The 19,077-nt window shown below is 70.9% G+C and carries 4 protein-coding genes and 1 pseudogene; 2 read left to right on the top strand and 3 right to left on the bottom strand.

What is annotated here, in order from left to right:
* Position 1 precedes the first annotated feature (1 nt).
* A complete protein-coding gene (locus BJ998_RS48260; RefSeq protein WP_246490006.1) occupies positions 2-3,187 on the top strand; it encodes a LamG-like jellyroll fold domain-containing protein in 3,186 nt (1,061 codons plus the stop codon).
* Positions 3,188-3,703: 516 nt separating this feature from the next.
* Here BJ998_RS48260 and BJ998_RS48255 read toward each other — a convergent pair.
* The 3 genes and pseudogenes from BJ998_RS48255 to BJ998_RS41870 form a co-directional block, all read right to left on the bottom strand.
* A pseudogene (locus BJ998_RS48255) lies at positions 3,704-4,315 on the bottom strand (AfsR/SARP family transcriptional regulator); the annotation flags it as partial.
* A 192-nt stretch (positions 4,316-4,507) separates the two neighbouring features.
* Complete coding sequence (locus BJ998_RS41875) at positions 4,508-6,760, bottom strand: DUF8189 domain-containing protein (protein ID WP_184869676.1); 2,253 nt, start codon at positions 6,758-6,760, stop codon at positions 4,508-4,510.
* A 22-nt stretch (positions 6,761-6,782) separates the two neighbouring features.
* Positions 6,783-15,971 carry an RHS repeat-associated core domain-containing protein gene (locus BJ998_RS41870; protein WP_312890644.1) on the bottom strand — a complete coding sequence of 3,063 codons (9,189 nt, stop codon included), beginning with the start codon at positions 15,969-15,971 and terminating at the stop codon, positions 6,783-6,785.
* Between the two features lie 185 nt (positions 15,972-16,156).
* Here BJ998_RS41870 and BJ998_RS41865 point away from each other — a divergent pair, with 185 nt between their 5' ends.
* Positions 16,157-19,018: an AfsR/SARP family transcriptional regulator gene (locus BJ998_RS41865; RefSeq protein WP_184869674.1), complete on the top strand. Its 2,862-nt coding sequence runs from the start codon at positions 16,157-16,159 to the stop codon at positions 19,016-19,018.
* The last annotated feature ends 59 nt before the right edge of the window (positions 19,019-19,077 follow it).

Raw genomic sequence — 19,077 nt, 5'->3', positions numbered from 1 at the left:
CATGGTGCGAGGTCTGGTGGTCGCGCTCGTCCTGATGCTGGCGGTGGCGCCGGATGCGGCGGCGAGCGGGGTGAGCGCGTCGCAATCGGCGGTGGCGGGCACGGAACAGGTGCTGTTCCGGGCCGGCACGGCCGGTTACGGCTGCTTCCGTATCCCGGCACTGATCAGGACGACGCGGGGCAGTCTGCTCGCGTTCGCGGAGGGCCGGAAGTCGCCGTCCTGCGCGGACCGCGGCGACATCGACACCGTGGTCCGCCGGTCCACCGACGACGGCCGCACCTGGGGCCCGGTCCGGGTGGTGCTCTCAGGTCGGCAGGACGATCCGTTCGCGGCGTTCACCAGGGGAAACCCGTCGCCGGTGGTCGACGAGACCACCGGGCGGATCATGCTGGTGTCCACGTCGAACGAGGCGAGCGTGTCGGGGCAGCGGCTGCCCTGGGCCCAGCACAGCGACGACGACGGCCTGACCTGGTCGGCGGCCACGCAGCTGCCGGCCACGTTCGACGGCACGAACAACGGCTGGTTCGCGACCGGACCCGGTCACGGCGTCCAGCTGCGCAACGGTCGGCTTGTCGTTGGCGCGCACCAGAAGCCCAAGAGCGGCGTGGTGAACGCCGGCGTGCTGTACAGCGACGACCACGGCGATTCCTGGCAGGCGAGCCAGGCGCCGAACTCCTATGTGGACGGAGAGGTCAGTCCGGCGGAGATCTCCGTCGCCGAGCTGGCCGACGGGCGCCTGTACGCGGCCGGCCGCAACGAGATCACGACGGGCGATCATCGGGTGGCGGCGGTGAGCGCGGACGGCGGGACCACCTTCCCGGTCTTCGCCACGGTGCCGTCGCTGGTCACGCCGAACGTGCAGGGCGCGGTGCTGGCGCTGCGCCAGACGTACAAGAGCATGCCCGGCGACACGCTGATCTTCGCCGCGCCGTCCGACCCGACCGACCGCACCCACCTCCAGATCCGCTACTCCACCAACAACGGCGGCAGCTGGGCGACGCCCGCGCACGGGCTGATCACCAACGACCGGTCCGGCTACTCGGACCTCGCCGAGCTGGCCGACGGCGAGATCGGCGTGCTCTACGAGGGCGGCGTGAGCTTCTCCGCCGACGAGATCCGGTTCAACCGGTTCACGCCGGCGGAGATCGGCCTGCCGGGCACATTCGTCGGCGACCCGTCGGGGCAGCCGTCGACAGCGGCGGCGCCGACGACACCGGACTCGTCGCCCGAGGCGAACGACGCTTACCCGGCTGGCAACGCGACCGTCGACAACGGCCTGGTCCTGGACGGCGCCGGCGACTACGCGGACATCCCGCACAGCCGGTCCGTCGACCCCGGCGCCGACGACTTCGCCTACGACCTGACGTTCCGCTACACCGCCACCTCGACCAGCGCTGACCAGGTGCTGTTGTGGGCGTACGGAGTCGGCGCCGGTGTGCCGCAGGTCTGGCTCCGCGCGCAGCCGGGGCAGGACCAGCTGTACGCATGGGTACAGGGAGCCACCGGGGCGCAGGTGGCTCTCAAGGACACCTCGTCGGCGGTCGCGTTCGGCAACAACGTCACGCATCACCTGACGCTGGCCAGAACCGGTGGCCAGATCAAGCTCACCGTGGACGGCGCCGCCGCGACCGCGAGCGGCGTGACGGGCTCGGTCAGCGCTGGCCCGGTCGGCCTTCGTCTCGGTGCGAAGTTGGACTCCGCCGCCGGCGACCCGTTCCACGGCACCATCGGCGACTTCCATCTCAACGTCGGTGGAAGGGAGACCGCGCACCTGGCGTTCCAGGTGATCGATGACGCGACGGTGCCGGCCCGCGGCTCGGTCGCGATGTCGGACGACCTGTCGGCGCACTGCGCGGACGCGAATCTCCTCGGCGGCCTGGGTTCCCTCGTCGCCGGCCGGGCCACCGGCACCACCGCGCTGCAGGTGAGCGCGGCGCATCCCGGTGCGGAGACGCCGTTCGTGCCGGGGCTGGACGTCGGCAGCGGCGACTTCACGATCACCACCTGGTTCAAGTACTCGGCCACCGCCAGCAGCCCCAACCAGGCGTTGGTGTGGGCGTACGGCGCGACCGCCGGCCAGCGATCGGTGTGGGTCCGCGCGCAGCCGTCGCAGGACCGACTGTACGCCTGGGTACAGACCGACACCGGCGAGGTGAGTGTCGCGCTGCCCGACGCCTCCGGGGCGACGGCGTTCGGCGACAACGCCTGGCACGCCCTGGCTCTGACCCGAATCGGCGGCCAGGTCCGGCTGAGCGTCGGCACCCTGTCGGCGACGGCGTCCGGGCTCACGGGGTCGGTGAGTGCCGGCAAGGCGGACGTGCTCGGCCTGCGGGTGGGCTCGAAGCCGGACGGGACGGACGTGTTCACCGGCGCGATCGACGAGGCCCGGTTCTACCCGCGTGCGCTCACCGCGGCCGAGGCGGCCGGCGCGTACCCGGCGGAGCTGCCGGCGATCTGGTGGTCGTTCGACAGTCAGAACACCCAGAAGCACGACGTGGTCCGCCTGGCCGACGGACCGTCCACACCGGACTACTCCAGCCACTGCGGCGGCGCGTACGTGCGTGGCGGCGCAACGCCGGGAACCGGCAAGGCGGGCAGCGCGCTGACCTTCGACGGGGTGGACGACACCGTGCAGATCCCGTACTCGGCGGCGACGAACCTCGGCGACCAGGACTTCACGATCACCACCTGGCTCAGGTACACCGCCGGCACGGCCGATCAGGTGATCTTCTGGGCCGGTGGCGTCGGCGCGACCCAGCGGGGCCTGTGGCTGCGGGCCCAACCGTCGCAGGATCGGCTCTACGCGTACCTCCAGACCGATGCCGGCATCGCCTCGGTGGCGGCGCCCGACACCGTCTTCCGGGACGGCAGTTGGCACCACGTAGCCTTGCGTCGCAGCGGAAACCAGCTGTCGCTCATCGTGGACGCCGCGACGACCAATGCGTCCGGTGTGGCCGGATCGCTGACCTACGGCGATACGTTCACCGCCACCGGTTTCCAGCTCGGGGCTCGGCCGGACGGGACAGGCTGGCTAAACGGTTCGCTCGACGAGTTCCGGATCTTCCGCAAGGCCCTGTCGACTGCGGAGCTGGACTCGGTGCGGCAGAACAACGCCGATCTGGGCAACGTGACCGCGCTCCGGCTGCCGTTCGACACCGTTTCCGCCACGCCGCACGCGCGGATGTAGCGGCAGCGCCCGGGCTCCGTCACGCGCGACCAGGCCCGTGAGCCTCACCCGGCTCGTCACCAGCACCAGCGCCGACCGCCCCGGCAGCAACGGTCGCACCTGGTCCGCGTCGGCGGCGTTGTCCAGCAACAGCAGGCACTTCCGGTCTGCCAGCGCCGACCGGAACAGCGCCGCCCGCTCGTCGACCAGATCCGGAACCTTGTCGATCCCCAGCGACCGCAGCAGCGCCGCCAGCGCCGAGGCCGGGTCCATCCGGGCAAGGTCGACGTAGAGCTGGCCGTCCGGGAACTCCCTGCGGACGCGATGGGCCCAGTGCAGCGCCAGCGCCGTCTTGCCCACGCCCGCTTCGCCGCTGAGCACCCGGATCCGCACCGATTCCCCGGACCAGCCCGCGAGATCCGCGTCCAGGGCCGCGAGTTCCGCGTGCCGACCCGTGAAGCCTTCGAGGGCGTGGGGGAGTTGCGCGGGAACCGGCGTGTTCGCCGGCACGGGGGTTGCGCCGCCGAGGAGCCGCCGGTGCAGGTCGCGCAACCGGTCTCCCGGTTCGATGCCGAGTTCGGTGGCCAGCCGTCGCCGGGCCGTGGCGTACGCCTCCAGGGCCTCCGACGTGCGGCCGCTGCCGTGCAGGGCCAGCATCAGTTGCTCGGCCAGCCGCTCACGATACGGGTTCTCGGCCGTCAGCCGGCGCAGCTCACCGATCAGCGCGGCCGCATTGCCGTGTTCCAGTTCGCCGTCGAACAACGCCTCCAGCGCCGCCAGCCGCCGCTCGTCGAGCCTGACATCGTCCACAAGGGACTCCGCGCAGCCGCCCAGCGCCGGACCCGGCCACAACTCCAGCGCCTCGCGAAATCGGCTCTGTTCCACCAGCGCGTTGAACACGTCCAGGTCCAGCTCGCCCGGCCGCACCCTGATCAGGTATCCCGACCCCTGCCGCTGGATCGTGTCCGCCCCGAGCAGCTTGCGCAGGCCCGAGACGTAGATCTGGAGCTGGCTGCGCACCGTGGCCGGCGGGCTGTCGCCCCACACCAGGTCGCGCAGCCGCCGATCCGACACGACCTGGTTGGCGTGCAGCAGAAGGGCCGCCAGCACCGTGCGCGGCTTGGGACCGCCCAGCGGCCCGTCGTGCACGGTGACATGACCCAACACGCGGTACCGCAAGGAAATCTCCGAGGAAATGAGAGTGAGGGCCGGGGGAGGGAGCCAGGGATGGGCAGGGGCGGGGAATCGGGCGGGAGGAAGCGGGGGCGCGGGAGAGCCAGGGCGGCGGAAGAAGGAGGGCCGGCCCCCGGGGAGCAGGGGCCGGCCCGGTGAACAGCGCCCTCAGGCGCTGGGCAGCTGGCGGTCGTAGAACCGCACAGCGCCGTTGGCGTTGCGGAAGGTGATCATCCAGGACTGGCCGTTGGAGTTGAGGTACGGCGCGACACCGGGGTCGGTGGCGGCGGGATCCGTCGCGGCGACGGTCTTGGTCCAGTCGCCCCAGGTGTTGCTGCCGGTGGCGGTCTCCCACACGTGGTAGATCTCGTTGTCGGTGCCGCGAACGACCACGGCCAGGCGGCCGAGGGCGGGGTCCATGATCGCCGCCGGGGCGCCGGCCGCCACGAAGGTCCCGACCGGCTGGAAGTCCGCCGGCCAGGAGCCGTCGGAGTTGGCCAGCTTGGTCACGATGGTGCCGTCGGCGGAGCGGGCGAAGACCTGCAGCAGGAAGCCGGGGCGGACGACGACGGCGGGCTGGCCGGACAGGCCGAAGCCACCGAGGTCGCTCCACGCGGACAGGGTGCCGTCGTTGTAGTACTCGATGCTGCGCAGCGACCCGGCGCCGTTGAGACCGAACACCCGAAGGCCGTCACGGACCTGCACCACGGAGATGCCGGAGACGAGGTCCTGGTCGCCGAGGTTCTTCCAGAACGGCACGGAACCGGTCTGGGCGTAGGCCCACAGCTTGCCGTCGGCGTCGACGGCGAAGTCGACGACGGTGCCGTCGGACAGCTTCGACGTCACCGGCGGCGAGGCCATGGAACCGCCGAAGTCGGCCCAGGGGGACCACGTCTGCACGCCGGCGGCGGTCTGCGTGTCGGCCCAGATGTCGCCGCCGTCGGTGTACTGCGCGCCGACCTGGATCTTGCCGTTGGCCAGCTGGGTCAGCGAGGGCTGGCCGGTGAACGCCTCGTTGCCGGAGATCACGGTCCACTGCACGGAACCGAAGTTGTCCACATCGGACTGGTGACCCTCGACGACCCGGCCGGCGTTGTCCACGTAGGCGTATTCGAGGGTGCCGACGGTGGCGCCGGCGACCGGGGCGGCCTGCATCGCGGTCATCCGGGTGTTCTGGGCGACGGGCACGGCGGCCTGTGGGTTGGAGTACCAGCCGAGCAGGTCCACGATCAGGTGGATGGTGCCGGAGCTGCCGTTGCGGATGCGGATCTTGCCGTCGGTGCCGGGCGTGAGCACCAGCGAGTTGTCCCGCCAGTCGCCGGCGTTGAAGTCCATGACACTCACGGACGGCTCGGCCTGGCCCACCGGCCACGCCTTCAGGTAACCGGCGTCCTCGGGCGTGACGACCAGGTTCAGGTGCGCGCCGGCGATGCCGCGGGTCGGCAGGCCGTTGGTACCGCCGACCTGCACGTCGATCGTGGCGTTGGCGGCCAGCGGCTGACCGGTGCCGACCGAGCGGGTGTTCAGCAGCCGGCTCGCCACCTGGCGGTAGCCCGCGCCCTGCGTGGAGCTGGAGGTCCAGTAGCCCTCCACGTTGACCACCAGGTTGATCGCGTCCGGGCCCCTGTTGGTGAAGGTCACCTGGCCGTTGGCCGGCAGCGACAGCACCGCCGCGGACTGGGTGGAGCCCTTCTCGAAGTTGAACACGGGCCGGGAGTTGCCGCCGACCGGGGTCACCGACAGCCAGCCCGGGTTGGCCGCGCCCGGCACGAGCAGGTTCACCATGGCGGCCGCGGAACCGGTCGGCACCAGGCTGCCGGTGATGGTGACCGTGCGGGACGCGCCGGCGGCGATCGTGCCGGTGGTGGTGCCCAGCCCGCTGCGGGTGTCGATCAGCCGGGAGTGGGTCAGCGGCACGAAACCGCCGCCGGTGGTGCCCTGCTCGGCCTTGAAGTAGCCCTGCACCTCGACCACGACGTCGGTCTTGCCGGCGTTGTTGTACAGGTCGATCTTGCCGTTGGCGCCGACCTTGACCACCGCGGTGTTGGAGATCTGCTCGCCGGCGACCGCCGAGATCATGGTGATGTTCGGCCGGGCCGTGCCGTCCGGCCACAGCTCGGCGAACGTGGTGGCGGTCGGGTTGAGCAGGCCGACGCGGACCAGCACCGAGCCGACGCCGGTGGCCGGCACCTGGCCGACCCCGAGCACCGGGAAGCTGACCGTCGCGGCCGCGCCGACCTGGGTGCTGATCCCGCCGGTGCCGCTGCGCGTGTCGAGCACCGCCGGCGTGGACGGCAGCGGCACGAAGTCGCCGCCGCGGCCGGCCGCGTCCGCGTGCGCCGCCGGGGCGTGCGCCACCGTGGTCACGGCGGTCAGCGCGAACACCGCTGCCGCCAGTGCCCCGATCATCTTTCTGTGCACATCATTCTCCTTGAACGAATGGCTACTTCATGCCACCAGTCGGCACCGGCTGCCCGTCCTTGCTGGCGCGGCCGAGGTTGTGCCAGCCCGGGGAGTTCACGCCCCAGATCTTGTTCGGGATCTCCCGGTGCAGGTTGATCGGCCTGACGCCCTTGGGGGCGGTGCCGACCGCGTCCATCTCGTACGCGTAGGGCACCGTGCGATGTCCCTCGTACAGCGGCGTGACGGTGTAGTCGACGACCTGCTTCTCCTCCACCGCTTCCTTCACCTGGGTCTCGAACCAGTACATGTTCGGCTGGAAACCCGGATCCTGTTGGGCCTGCGGGTTGGCGTTGGTGGCCCGGCTGCAGGTGGACAGGTTGCGCAGGTCCGTGCCGCTGCCGCCGAGTTGGGAACCGAGCAGGTGGCAGTTGTTGATCCAGAGCTTCGGCGGCGTGCTGCCGAGGTACGCCCCGTAGCGCCCGGCCCAGTTGTAGCCGGGCGGCCGGATGGTCTTCTTGGTGCCGGTGCCGGTGCGCAGGTCGTCGTAGGTGACGCAGGCCTCGACGCCGGTCGCCCGGCTGCCGTTGGACGCGTCCACCGGCATGTAGTTCGGCTCCGGCAGCCGCTCCCGGCAGTCCTGGTCCCGCCGGCTGTCGGTCTTGGTTTTCGTCTGGGACGCAAGGGAAACCACCGCGACCACCGTGCCCGCGGCGTCGACCGCGGCCTGGTAGATCTTCTGCGCCTGCGCCTTGTTGTCGGCGACGACGTTCTCGATGGTGTCCACGATCGCCGCGGCGGCGGTCGGGGTCGACGAGACCAGCGTGGGCATGTTCATCACGGCCGTCGTGGCGGCGCTGCCGACCGCGATCGCCGTGTGCTTGGCCGCGTCCTCGGCGGCGTCGCGGGCCGCCTGCGTGATGCGCAACGCCCGTTCGTACGCCGCCTTGCGAGCCGCCTCGGCGGCGCGCTCGGCCCAGTCGATCGGGCTGCCCCCACCGCCGCCGGGGTGATAGCCGCTGCCGCCACCGCCGTGGTGTGAGCCGCCCGAGGAGTACGGATAACGGCCGCCGCCACCGCACTGGCTGGTCCACGCGTGGGTGTCGCAGAACAGGTCGTGCGCGGACTCGTGGTACAGGCTGTGGTAGTAGGCGTCGCACTCCATGCCGTAGATGGCGGTGCAGGAGTCGTCGCCCAGCGGGGTGGGCTTGACGACGTTGTACAGCATCTTCAGTTCGGTCTGGATCAGGTCGCCCTCGGGGCCCGTGAGCCTCTTGCCGAACTTGAGGAGCGAGCCCCAGCCGAAGTGGCCGGTGGGGTCGGTCTCGTCGACCGGGTCGCCGTTGCCGTACAGGTAGCGGTTGGCGTTGTTGGACGGCTGCGGGTTCAGCGACATGCTGTCGCGGGAGGTGAAGACGCCGCCGGCCGGGTCGTACCAGCGTGCGCCCATGTCGACCTGGCCGGTGCCCGGGTCGGTCCAGTCGCCCTGGTAGCCGAGGTTGCCGGTGTCGCCGGTGTGCGCGGTGACCTGGCCGAACGGGCTGTAGGCGGTGGTGCCGGACAGGGCGTTGAGGGTCGTGTCGGACGGGTTGAACGAGCCGACCACGTCGTAGTGCCGGTCGCTGAGGGTGAGCTGGTTCGATCCGTTGGCGCGGACCGCGAGCAGGTCGCCGCCGGGGCCGCGGGCGTAGGTCTCGGAACCGTCGGACACCGGCTCGTCGCCTTGTCCCGCATACGTGAACGAGGTGCCGTTGCGTGCCGCCACCCGGTCCAGGCTGTCGTAGCTGTACGTCTGCCCGGGGGCGGAGGTCAGCCGGTCGAAGGCGTCGTAACTGTACTGAACCGTACCGTTCGAGGCGAGGGTTCCGCGGGCCGTGTACGTGTAGCTGGCGCCGCCCGCGGTCAGCAGGCGGTTGCGCTCGTCGTACGTGGCCGTCGTGTTGCCGGCCTTGGTGCGGTTGCCGGCGGCGTCCCAGCCGTAGGCGGTCGTCGTGCCGTTGGTGGTGTCGCTGGTCAGCCGGCCGGACTGGTCGTAGGTGTAGCTGGTGGTCACGCCCAGCTCGGTCTTGTCGGAGAGCTGGTCGTCGAGGTCGTAGTGGTAGGTGGTGCCGGCGACCGTCTGCGCCGCCGAGTTGGTCAGGACGTCGGTCGACAGCCGGCCGAAGTCGTCGTAGCCGTAGGTGCGGGTGCGGCCGGCGCCGTAGCCGACGGTCTTGACCTGCCCGGCGCCGTCGTAGCCGAGCTGCTGCTTGGTGCCGGTCAGCCCGTCGGTGACGGAGTCGAGCCGCGCCTTGACGAAGCCGTAGGCGGTGGTGCCGGCCGCGTCGGTGCGGCTGGTCTGGTTGCCGTCGCCGTCGTAGCCGAAGCTCGCCGTGCCGGAGGGGCCGTTGCTGCTGAGGATCTCGTCGCGGTCGTTGTACGTGTAGGTGTCGCTGCCGGCGGTGACCACGCGGCCGGCCAGGTCGTAGCCGACGTGGCGGGGCGCGGTGACCGCCTCCGCCCCGCTGCCGGTCGCGTCGGTGAGCCGGTTGGCGGCGTCGAAGGTGTTCTGCTGCACCACGTTGCCGGGCGCGGTGATGCGGACGGCGTTGCCGTTGGCGTCGTAGCCGGTGGTCCAGGTCCGGTCGGCCGGGTTGGGCTGCGCCGCGGTCGCCGGCTCGATGGTGGACTCGGCCAGGCCGAGGCTGTTGTACGTGGTGATGGTGGCGTTGCCGCGGCCGTCGGTGAACCGGGTCGTGTTGCCGGCGGCGTCGTAGCCGAACGAGCTGGTGATGGTGGTCTTGGCGTCCACCGGCTCGACCTGGCTGACCAGCTGGCTCGCCGCGTCGTAGGCGTACGTCGTGGTGGCCTGCAAGGGATCCGTCACCGAGGTGACGTTGCCGACCAGGTCGTGGCCGTACTTCGTGGTGCGCAGCGTGGTGCCGTCCGCCTTCAGGTCGGCGACGGCGACCACCTGGCCCAGCAGGTCGTAGCTGGTCTGCGTGGTGCGGCCGAGGCCGTCGCTGGAGCGGACCTGCCGGCCGGCGTAGTCGTAGCCGTACTGGGCCGGGATGCCGGACGGGTCGGTTGTACCGGTGAGTTCACCAACGGTGTCGTAGGTGTTGACGGTCGTGGCGCCGGTGGGGGAGGTGACGCGCAGGAGATTGCCCTGGTCGTCGTATCGCATGCCGGTGGTGTAGGCGGCCGAGGACGGCTTGCGTTCCACGGCGGTGCCGGACACCTGGCGGTCGAGGTCGTCGTACGTGGCCTCGGTCCGCGCGCCGTTGGCGTCCACTGTGGACAGCAGCATGCCGGTGCGGGAGTAGGTGTAGACGGTGACTGCCCGGTCGTCGTTCGTCGTCGACGGGGCGTCGACCGTCGCGGTCCGGTCGAGCTGGTCGTAGGTGGTGCGGGTGACGTTGCCGCGCGGGTCGGTGATCGAGGTGACGTTGCCGTTGCCGTCGTAGGAGTACTTCGTGGTCGGCGTGATCACCTGGCTGGTGCCCGGCGCCTGGTAGCCGGGCGCGGTCTGGGTGGTCATCCGGCCGGCGTCGTCGTAGGCCGCCCGGGAGACGTTGCCCAGCTCGTCGGCCAGCTCGACCTGGTCGTCGAACGTGTCGTAGCCGGTCCGGCGGGTCGGAGCCTGGGTGGTGGCGGGGTTTCCGCCGGACTCGACCGAGAGGGCCGGGCCGGTGGAGCCGGTCTGCCGGCCCAGCTCGTCGTAGGCCATCGTGGTGGTGAAGGCGGCCTTGCTCGCGCCGCTGACGTTGCCGCGCGGGTCGGTCACGGACGTCTGGAGGCCGCGCTGGTCGTAGGTGTACGACGTGGTGCGGGGCGTGGTGCCGTCGGTGACGGTCTTCGTCAGCACGTCGTTGACGTCGTCGTAGGTGTAGTCGACGGTCGACGGCGTGGTCGGCATGATCCACGGCACGTTCGACGCCTTGCCGGACACCTCGGTGTGCGTGACGTTCCCGTTGGCGTCGTAGCGGAAGGTCGTGGTGCGGTTCAGGCCGCCGGGATCGACCACAGTGGACACCGGCCGGCCGTTCAGGTCCGGCGTGTGCTGGGTGACGGTCGTGCCGTTGTCGGTCACCTGCTTGGTGAGGTTGCCGGCGGCGTCGTAGGAGTCGTCCTCCAGCACGTAGTCCTTCGTGGACCCGTCCGGGTTGTGGAAGCCCTTGAGCACCACGCGGTGCTTCAGGCCGTCGCCGTAGTACTGGTACTCGGTCCGGCGGCCCATCGCGTCGGTGTCGCTGGCCAGCCGGCCGGCGAAGTCGTAGCTGTAGGCGTGCAGGATCAGGTAGTCGTTCGCGATTGCCGGCGCACCGGGCGGATCGCTGTGCCAGTTCCGCAGCCGCACCTCGGCGATGCTGTTGCGGGCGGTGTAGGCGTAGTCGTAGCGGTTGCCGTTCGCGTCGGTCTCGGTCGTGACGTTGCCGAACTGGTCGTAGCCGTAGCTGGTCTCGTTGCCGACGGCGTCGGTGACGCGGATCGGACGGTCGTGTTCGTCGTAGTCGGTCGTGACGGCCCGGCTGGGGTCGCCGCCGACGACGTCCGAGACATCGACGCGGGTCGGATTGCCGTCCACGTCGTAGGTGGTGGTGGTTCGCCGCTGGTGCTTGGCATTCGACACGGCGTCGGTCGTCTGCGGCTCGGTGACCGAGAGCGGCCGGGACCAGCCGTCGTAGGTGTAGGTCGTGACGACGCCGGCCGGGAAGCTGTCGGAGATCTGCTTCTGGCTGGCCAGGCGGCCGATCGCGTCATAGGTGTACTGCGTGACCAGGCCGGACGCCGCCGTGAGCTGGCCGAGGTCGCCGTTGGCGTAGTAGGAGTACTTCGTCACCTTGCCCCGGCCGTCCATTGTGGACGCGAGCAGCCCGGCCGGCTGGATGCCGCCGCCGAACGCCGCCTCGGCGCCGGAGGTGTAGGCGTTCTGGATCAGGCTGCCGTCCGGGCCGGTGCGCGTCGCCACCTGACCGGTGGAGTGGTACGTGTAGCTGGTCCGGTAGGTGTTGTCGGTCGCGCTGGCGGACCGGGCGTCGCGGGTCTCGGTCGCCAGGTAGGAACGCGGGTCGTACTGGTTGGTGATCGTCGCCGGGTACGTGGTGCGCGTCGTCTGGCAGTCGTTGGCCGCGCGGCACGTGGTGGTGGAGATGGCGTCCCCGCGCGAGTCGTAGGTCATCGACGTCGAGTCGCCGTTCTCGTCGGTGACCTTGCCGAGGTTGCCGTCCGCGTCGTAGGAGTACGAGCGGATGCTCACGCCCTCGGCGTCGTAGCGGACGAACACCGGGCCGCCGGAGTCGCCGGGAATGGTGGTGCAGAAGGCCGGGTCGTTCGGGTCCGGCTGCGTGCAGCTCTCGGTCGGCGGTGGCGGTGTGGCCGTCGGCTCGCCGGGAGCGTCGTCGTCGCGGGCCTCGATGCCCAGCGGCTGGCCGTAGCGCAGCAGCCAGCCGCCGATGGCGTCGTACTCGTACAGGCTGGGGCGGTTCGACGGGTCCAGTACCTCGACGCTGCGGCGCAGGTCGGTGTCGCCGCCGTACACCGTCGGCGTGCCGACCTTCCACGTGCCGCCGTTGCCGTCGGTGTACTCCTTGACCCGGTCGCGGGCGACGTCGTACGTCACCGACGCGGCGGCCTTGCCGCTGGGCAGGGTGATCGACGAGAGCTGGTCGGCGGCGCCGGTGCCGGCCTTGTAGTGCGCAGCAACGGCCGCGGCTCCGAGCGGTCCACTGTAGATGGACACGTCGTCGATCGCGCCGGCGTAGGACCGCTGCGCCGTCGTGCCCCAGGCCGGCCAGGACGCGGGCGTGGTGGCGTAGGCGGCGCCGAGCTGGTTGAACGTCAGCAGCGAGGCGTCGATCTGCTTGCCGGTCAGGTCGGCGACCTTCGCGCCGTCCAGGTACAGCGTCTGTGTGCTGCCCATCGAGGAAAGCACGACCTGGTGCCACTTTCCGTCGTTCACGGCCGTGGCGGAGGTGATCGGGTTGATGCTGCCGGTGGCGAACTGGCCGCGCAGCTTGCCGTCCGTGCCGACATAGAGCACGGGAACGCCGGTGGTGGACGCGCTGCCCAGCGCCTTGTCCTGGTAGCCGAGCAGCGGACCGCCCGAGCCGGTCAGGGAGTTCTTGAACCACAGCTCGACGGCCGCGTCCCGGCTCTTCTTCACGGTCCCCTTCGGCAGCGTCACCGCGGATGTGGTGCCGTTGAAGGAAACCGCGGTGTCGGTGGTGCCGGCGAACGCGCCGGCGGCGCCGAGGGTGACGTTGGAGTAGGTGGCGGCGTCCTTGCCGAGGTTGACCGACACCTCGCTACCCGCAGCTGTACCGTCGGGTTCATCCAGCCGCCAGTACGACTCCGGATGCGAGTCCAGCACGGCGCTGCGGTAGTGCGAGCCGGTGGCGTAGCCGTAGTTCGTGCAGGCCGAGCCGGGCCCGCAGACCTTCGTCAAGGTGTCGCCGGTGTAGCTGTACGCCCAAGCCAGCGGCGCGCCGTTGACCGGATCGGTCTGCACGCTCGTGACATGGTTGCCGGTCCAGGCAAAGCTCAGCGACCGGCCGGCGGTGTTGGTCTGGCTGTTGGACACCTGGGCCTTGGACAGCTTGCCGGTGTTGGTGTCGTACGTCAGGACGATGGCGTGGCCGGCGTTGTCGGTGATCCGGTTCAGCCGGCCCGCGGTCGAGAACTGGTAGGTGGTGCCGGACTTGTCGAGCAGCTTCCAGGACGTGGCATCGAGGGTCAGCGACGCCGTGCGGCCGGCCGGGGCGGCGTAGCTGCCGTCGGCGTTCTTGCCGTACCGCACCTGCTGGCCGTCCGGGTACGTGATCACGACGTTGCCGGAGCCGTCGTTGTCCGGCACCAGTTTCATGTCGTAGGTGGACGTCCAGCCGGCCCCGAACAGACCGTCCTTGCGCGGGTCCAGGCTGTTGTACGTGCGGGTCAGGGTGAGTTGCGGGCCGACGGTGTTCACCGAGGCGTCGACCGCCGCGGTGCTGTAGTTGCCGACCTGCGGGTCGAAGTCCTGGTGCTGCTCGCCGTAGGGCGCACCGGACAGGTGCGAGGTGATGTCCGGCTGCGGCACCGACGTCAGGATCGTCGAGTACGGCGAGATCACCTCGTTGGTGGCGTCCTTGACGTAGGCACGCCACATGTACGCCTTGGTCCAGCTCACCGTGCCGGCCGGCACGGTCCAGGCCTGCTTGGTCTGGTAACCGGAATCGGAGCAGCCGGTCGGGTTGCCGGCGTCGTCACGCAGGCAGACCTGGAACTTGAACTGCAGCGTCGAACTCGGCGGCGCGTCGATGTCCAACGCCCGCGCCCACAGCTGCGGCGTCAGCGTCGGCGCCTGGAAACCGTTGGGCGGATACAGTTCCTGCACCACCGGCGGGATGTCGAAGACCTGCAACACGAGTCGCGCTGGTGGCACCTGGTAGTCGGTGAAGACCTGGCCGCCGGTGTGGACCATGGTGAAGTCGAGGAAGTACTTCCCCGGCGGCAACGCCTTGATCGTCGCGTCGAGCGTCACGCGGCCGCCGCGGGCGACGGTACTGGTGAGGTTCGCGGAGCGTTGCTGCGTGACGGAAGCGCCGGTGGTGGCGTTGTAGGCCCGGTAGGCCAGGTAGTAGTTCCCGGGCGCCCAGGACTCCGCGCTCTTGTTGGTGACGGAGACCTTGATCTTGCCGTCCTGGTTCTGCAGCACCGGCGGGTTCGGCACCGGGTTCGGGATGGAGTACGAGGCGTTGTACGGGCTGTGCGTGACGTACAGCTTCGGCGGGTTGGCCGTGCCGGTGCCGGTGAACCACTTGCCGGACAACGAATCGTCGGAACCGCGGATGGACAGGCCGTAGTTCGGCTGGTCGCCGTTCACCCAGCGCTGCACCAGGTCGCGCCCGGCGGCGCCGAGATTGATCGTCTCGCCGGCGGTCGGGCAGTCCGAGGAGGAGTGGCCGAACGCGATGTAGCCGTGCGCGAACGACTTGCTGGCCAGGGAACCGCCCACCGCGGGGCCCGGCCAGCTGTAGCCGGAGCCACCGGTCCACGAGCCGGTCACCGGGTCGACCGTGATCTCGCGCGGCTTGCAGGAGTCGGAGTTGTACTCCACCATCCACAGCTGCGCGCCGAAGATGGTGTGGTACTGGAGTTTGCCGACCAGGTCGCTGAACTTCACGTACGACGCCGACTGGTGCCCGTTCACGGTGCCGACGAGCAGGTCCTGGTCGCCCTTGGCCGAGCCGACACCCTCCTGCACGTACATCGCGTCGGTGCCGGAGCCGCCGTCGACCGGCATCTTGATCGTCGGGTCCACCTGGACGGGGAAGCGGCGGGCGGGGTCGTGCAGCCAGACCGCGTCGAGCGTCACCTCCAGCGCCGAACCCGTGAGCCGGTACGTCACGCCGGCCGACCGGGCGGCGCCGGCGTCGAGCATGTCGCCGGCGGGAATGACGGCCTTGGTCTCGCCCGCGGCGTCGCTCAGCACGACCTGGCCGCCGACCAGCTTCGGCGTCAACCCGTTGAGCCGCAACGGGAAGACGTACGTGGTCGGCGCGTCCGGCGAGTCGAGGACGAGGGTTTCCTTGACGCCGCCGGGGCGTGCCTCCAGCTTGAGGTCGACGTGCGGCTTCACGCCGGGATAGGTGATGGTGCTGTCGCTGACCGTGCCGTTGGCGGCGGATGCGCCGTCGAGACCGAAGGACACTTGCTGACTGGCGCCGGTGTCCACGGTCGCGAGGTTCGGGGCGCTGGCCGTCGGCGCGAAGTCCAGGCCCACCGAGTCGGCGGTGTTGCGCCAGCCCGACCGGCCGTCCGAGGTGAGGCGGGTGTCGATCGGCCGCCAGCCCTGCGCGGTCCGGTAGTTCACCGGAACCGTGGAGAACTCGGTGGTCTCGGTGCCGTCGGTGTTGGCGTACGTGGTGTCGTACGCGCTGCGCGCGGCCGGGATCTCCGTGCTGGTCTTCGGGTCGAAGCCGGTAGTCGTTGCCGCGGGCGGTGTTTCGACCGTCGCTTCATTCTGAGGTGGACGCCAGGTTAACGAGGGGTAGCGTCCACGTAGCGACTCGGGCAACACTCGGTTGCCGGGTTTTCCGCTTGGCGCACCGGAAGAAGCCGCCGCACCCCAGCGCTGCGCCGGCCCGTGCGCGTAGGCCGGGCCGCCCGGTCCGCCGCCGAACGGTCCGACGATGCCCGTGGCGACAACGCCGCCCAGCATCACGATGGCCAGCCCCAGTGCCGTGATCTTGACCGGCACACTCGCCGACACCCACCAGATCCACCAGAAACCGCGTGATCTCCGTCGCCCCATGTGTCCGCGTGCCTCCCCGCTCGCCTGCGGGCGTCGACGTTGGCAGCGGCACGTGTAGCCGACCTGTACCCGAAGTGGTTTCCGGCTGCCGCCCCGGTCGCCTAGATTGGCGGCAAAGGTGGCGTAATGCCTGAAGGGGACGCATGCGGTTTCGGGTTCTCGGCCGGGTCGAGTTCCTCGACGACGCCGAATGGCGACGCATCGCCGCGGCCAAGTGGCGGGCGCTGCTGGCCGTGCTGCTCGTCGAGCGGGATCGTGTGGTCTCGAACGACAGGATCGCGGCCGAGCTGTGGGGCGAGCGTCAGCCGAAGACGGTGGACAACCAGATCTACGGCTATGTCGCCCGGCTGCGACGGTTGCTCGGCGCCGAGCTGCTCGTCACGCAGTCGCCGGGCTATCGGCTGCACGTCGCCTCGGCGGACACCGACGCCGGCCAGTTCGCCGTGCTCGCCGACCGGGGCCGGGCCGCGCTGCGGGCCGGCGACGTCGAGGCGGCCGCCCGGGACCTGGACGCGGCTCTCCGGCTGTGGCGCGGCGATCCGTACGAGGACGTGCCGCTGTCGCCGATGATCCGCGCCGATGCGGACCGGCTCGCCGAGGCGCGGGTCGATGCGTTGGAGGACTGGGCCGAGGCACAGCTGGCGCGCGGCGAGCACGGCGCCGTGCTGGCCCGCCTGGCCGACTTCGTCGCGCGGTATCCGCTGCGGGAACGCCTGCGGCAGACGCAGATGCTCGCGCTGTACCGGCAGGGCCGGCAGGCCGAGGCCATCGGCGTCTACACCGAGCTGCGCTCGCTGCTGGCCGAGGAGTTGGGCGTCGACCCCGGTTCGTCCGTGCAGCGCCTGTACGAGCAGATCGTGCGCGCCGATCCCGCGCTGGCCGTGCGGCAGACGGCCGTCATGGCGCCGGTGCATCAGCTGCCGCCGGACATTCCCGATTTCACCGGCCGTGCCGACACCGTGGCGCGCGTCGTCGACGCCCTGTCCGCGGGCTCGGAGAGCGGGCCGCCGCCCGTCGCCGTGCTGGTCGGTGGTCCGGGCGTCGGCAAGTCCAGCCTTGCCGTGCACGCCGCGCACGCGGTCCGTCCCCGGTTCTCGGACGGGCAGCTCTACCTCGACCTCGGCGGCACCTCGGCCCGGCCGCGGGATCCCGCCATGCTGCTGGCCGAGGTGCTTGGGGCGCTGGGTGTTCGTGGCGAGTGGGTTCCCGACGACGTGAACGCGCGGGCGGCGTTGTACCGCTCGCTGCTGGCCCGAAGACGGATGCTGCTCGTGCTCGACGACGCTTCGGACGCCGGCCAGGTGCGGCCGCTGCTGCCGCCGAACGGCAACTGCGCCGTGCTGGTCACCACCCGAAGATCCCTCGCCGACCTGCCCGGGGCCCGGCATGTCGAGCTGGACGTCTTCGAGCCCGAGGCGGCCCGCGAGCTGTTCACGGCCATCGTCGGCGAGGCCCGTGTCGCGGCGGAACCCGAGCACGCCGAGGCGATCCTGCGGGCCTGCGGATATCTGCCGCTGGCGATCCGGATCTCCGGCGGCAAGCTCGCCGGCCGCGCCAAATGGCCGTTACGGGTGCTGCGGGAGCGTCTCGACGACGAGTCGCAGCGGCTGGACGAGCTGAGGGTGGGGGAGTCGGGGGTGCGGGCGAGCTTCGAGCTGAGCCTGCGATCGCTGCCCGAGGACGCCGCGCGGGGTTTCGCGCTGCTGGGCCTGTCGTGCGCGCGGTCGGTGCCGGCCTGGGTGCTCGGCCCGCTGCTCGGCCGGTCCAAGGCCGACGAGGTCATGGACGTCCTGCTCGACGCCAACCTGATCCAGGTCGTCGACACCGACGTGACCGGCCAGCTCCGCTACCAGCTGCCCAGTCTGCTGCGGGCGTTCGCCGTCGAGGTCGTGGGCACGTATCCGACGGAGACCAGGCGTGACGCCGTGATCCGGCTGCTCGGAGCCTGGCTGTACCTCGCCGAGCGGGCCGCCGAACACCTGCCGCCCAGCCTGTTCCGGCCCACTCCCGGCACTTCCGTTCGGGTGGCGGTGCCGGTCGATGTCCAGCGGGACCCGGTCGGGTGGTTCGAGGCCGAACGGGCCACCGCCCTGGACGCCGTCGCGCTGGCCGCCGAGTGGGGCCTGGACGAGCTGGCCTGGGAGCTGGCCGCCGCCATGGTGTCGTACTACGACCTGCGCAGCCTGCACCAGGATTGGTCGCGGGGCCACGAGATCGCCCTCGGCGCGGTGCGCGAGGCCGGCAACCCGCGTGGCGAGGCCGTGTTGCTGACCGAACTCGCGCAGGTGCAGATCTACCGTGACCAGTTCGACGCCGCGATTCCGAACCTGCACCGCGCCTTGGAGCTCTACCGGCAACTGGGTGACCGTCGCGGCGAGGCCTTGGCCACCGGGGCGCTCGCCACGATCGAACGCTTCCGCGGCCGCCACGACGACGCCCTCGACCACGCCAAGCTGGCCCTGGACCTGGTGATCGCGGCGGGGGACCGGCACATCGAGGCGCAGCTGCGCAACGGCATCGCCGTCATCCACCTCGCGCGGGGCTCCGCCGCCGAGGCCGAGACCTGGTTCGAGAGCGCCCTGCGGCTGTCACGGCAGACCGGCGACGTCCACCGGGAAGCCGTTGTGCTGCGGGAGATGAGCCAGCTGTCCTCGGACCGCGCACTGGACTACCTGCGGGCCGCGCACGACATGTTCGAACAGCTCGGCGACGAGCGCTGCCTCGCCTACACCCTGCTGCGGATGGGGCAGGTCTACGCCGGGCGGCGCGACGGCGTGCAGACCGCCGTCGTGCTGACCCGGGCCGCGACCTGGTTCCAGCGGGACGGCGACCGGATGGGGGAGGCCAGCTGCTGGCAACTCCTCGGCGAGCTCGACATCGGCTACTCCAACCGCGCCGCCGCGCGCGTGCACCTGGGGCGGGCGCTCGCGCTGTGGCAGACCTTCGGCGCCGACGAGCCGGCGCTGTCGGTCGAGGCCCGGCTGCACGAGCTCGAGGTCGGCTGACTCACCAGCCGGCGTGAAACCCCGCCTCCGCCGGAGCGGAGACGGGGCGCGCATCAGAA

This window comes from Kutzneria kofuensis (assembly GCF_014203355.1).
GTDB classification, from domain to species: domain Bacteria; phylum Actinomycetota; class Actinomycetes; order Mycobacteriales; family Pseudonocardiaceae; genus Kutzneria; species Kutzneria kofuensis.
The sequence above is the reverse complement of the archived record's forward strand: the minus strand, read 5'-3'. Positions and strand labels throughout refer to the sequence as shown.

What these genes read in the sequence shown, in the direction of transcription:
- BJ998_RS48260 (WP_246490006.1), top strand. Translation starts at nt 2, where the DNA reads ATGGTGCGAGGTCTGGTGGTCGCGCTCGTCCTGATGCTGGCGGTGGCG.
- BJ998_RS41865 (WP_184869674.1), top strand. Translation starts at nt 16,157, where the DNA reads ATGCGGTTTCGGGTTCTCGGCCGGGTCGAGTTCCTCGACGACGCCGAA.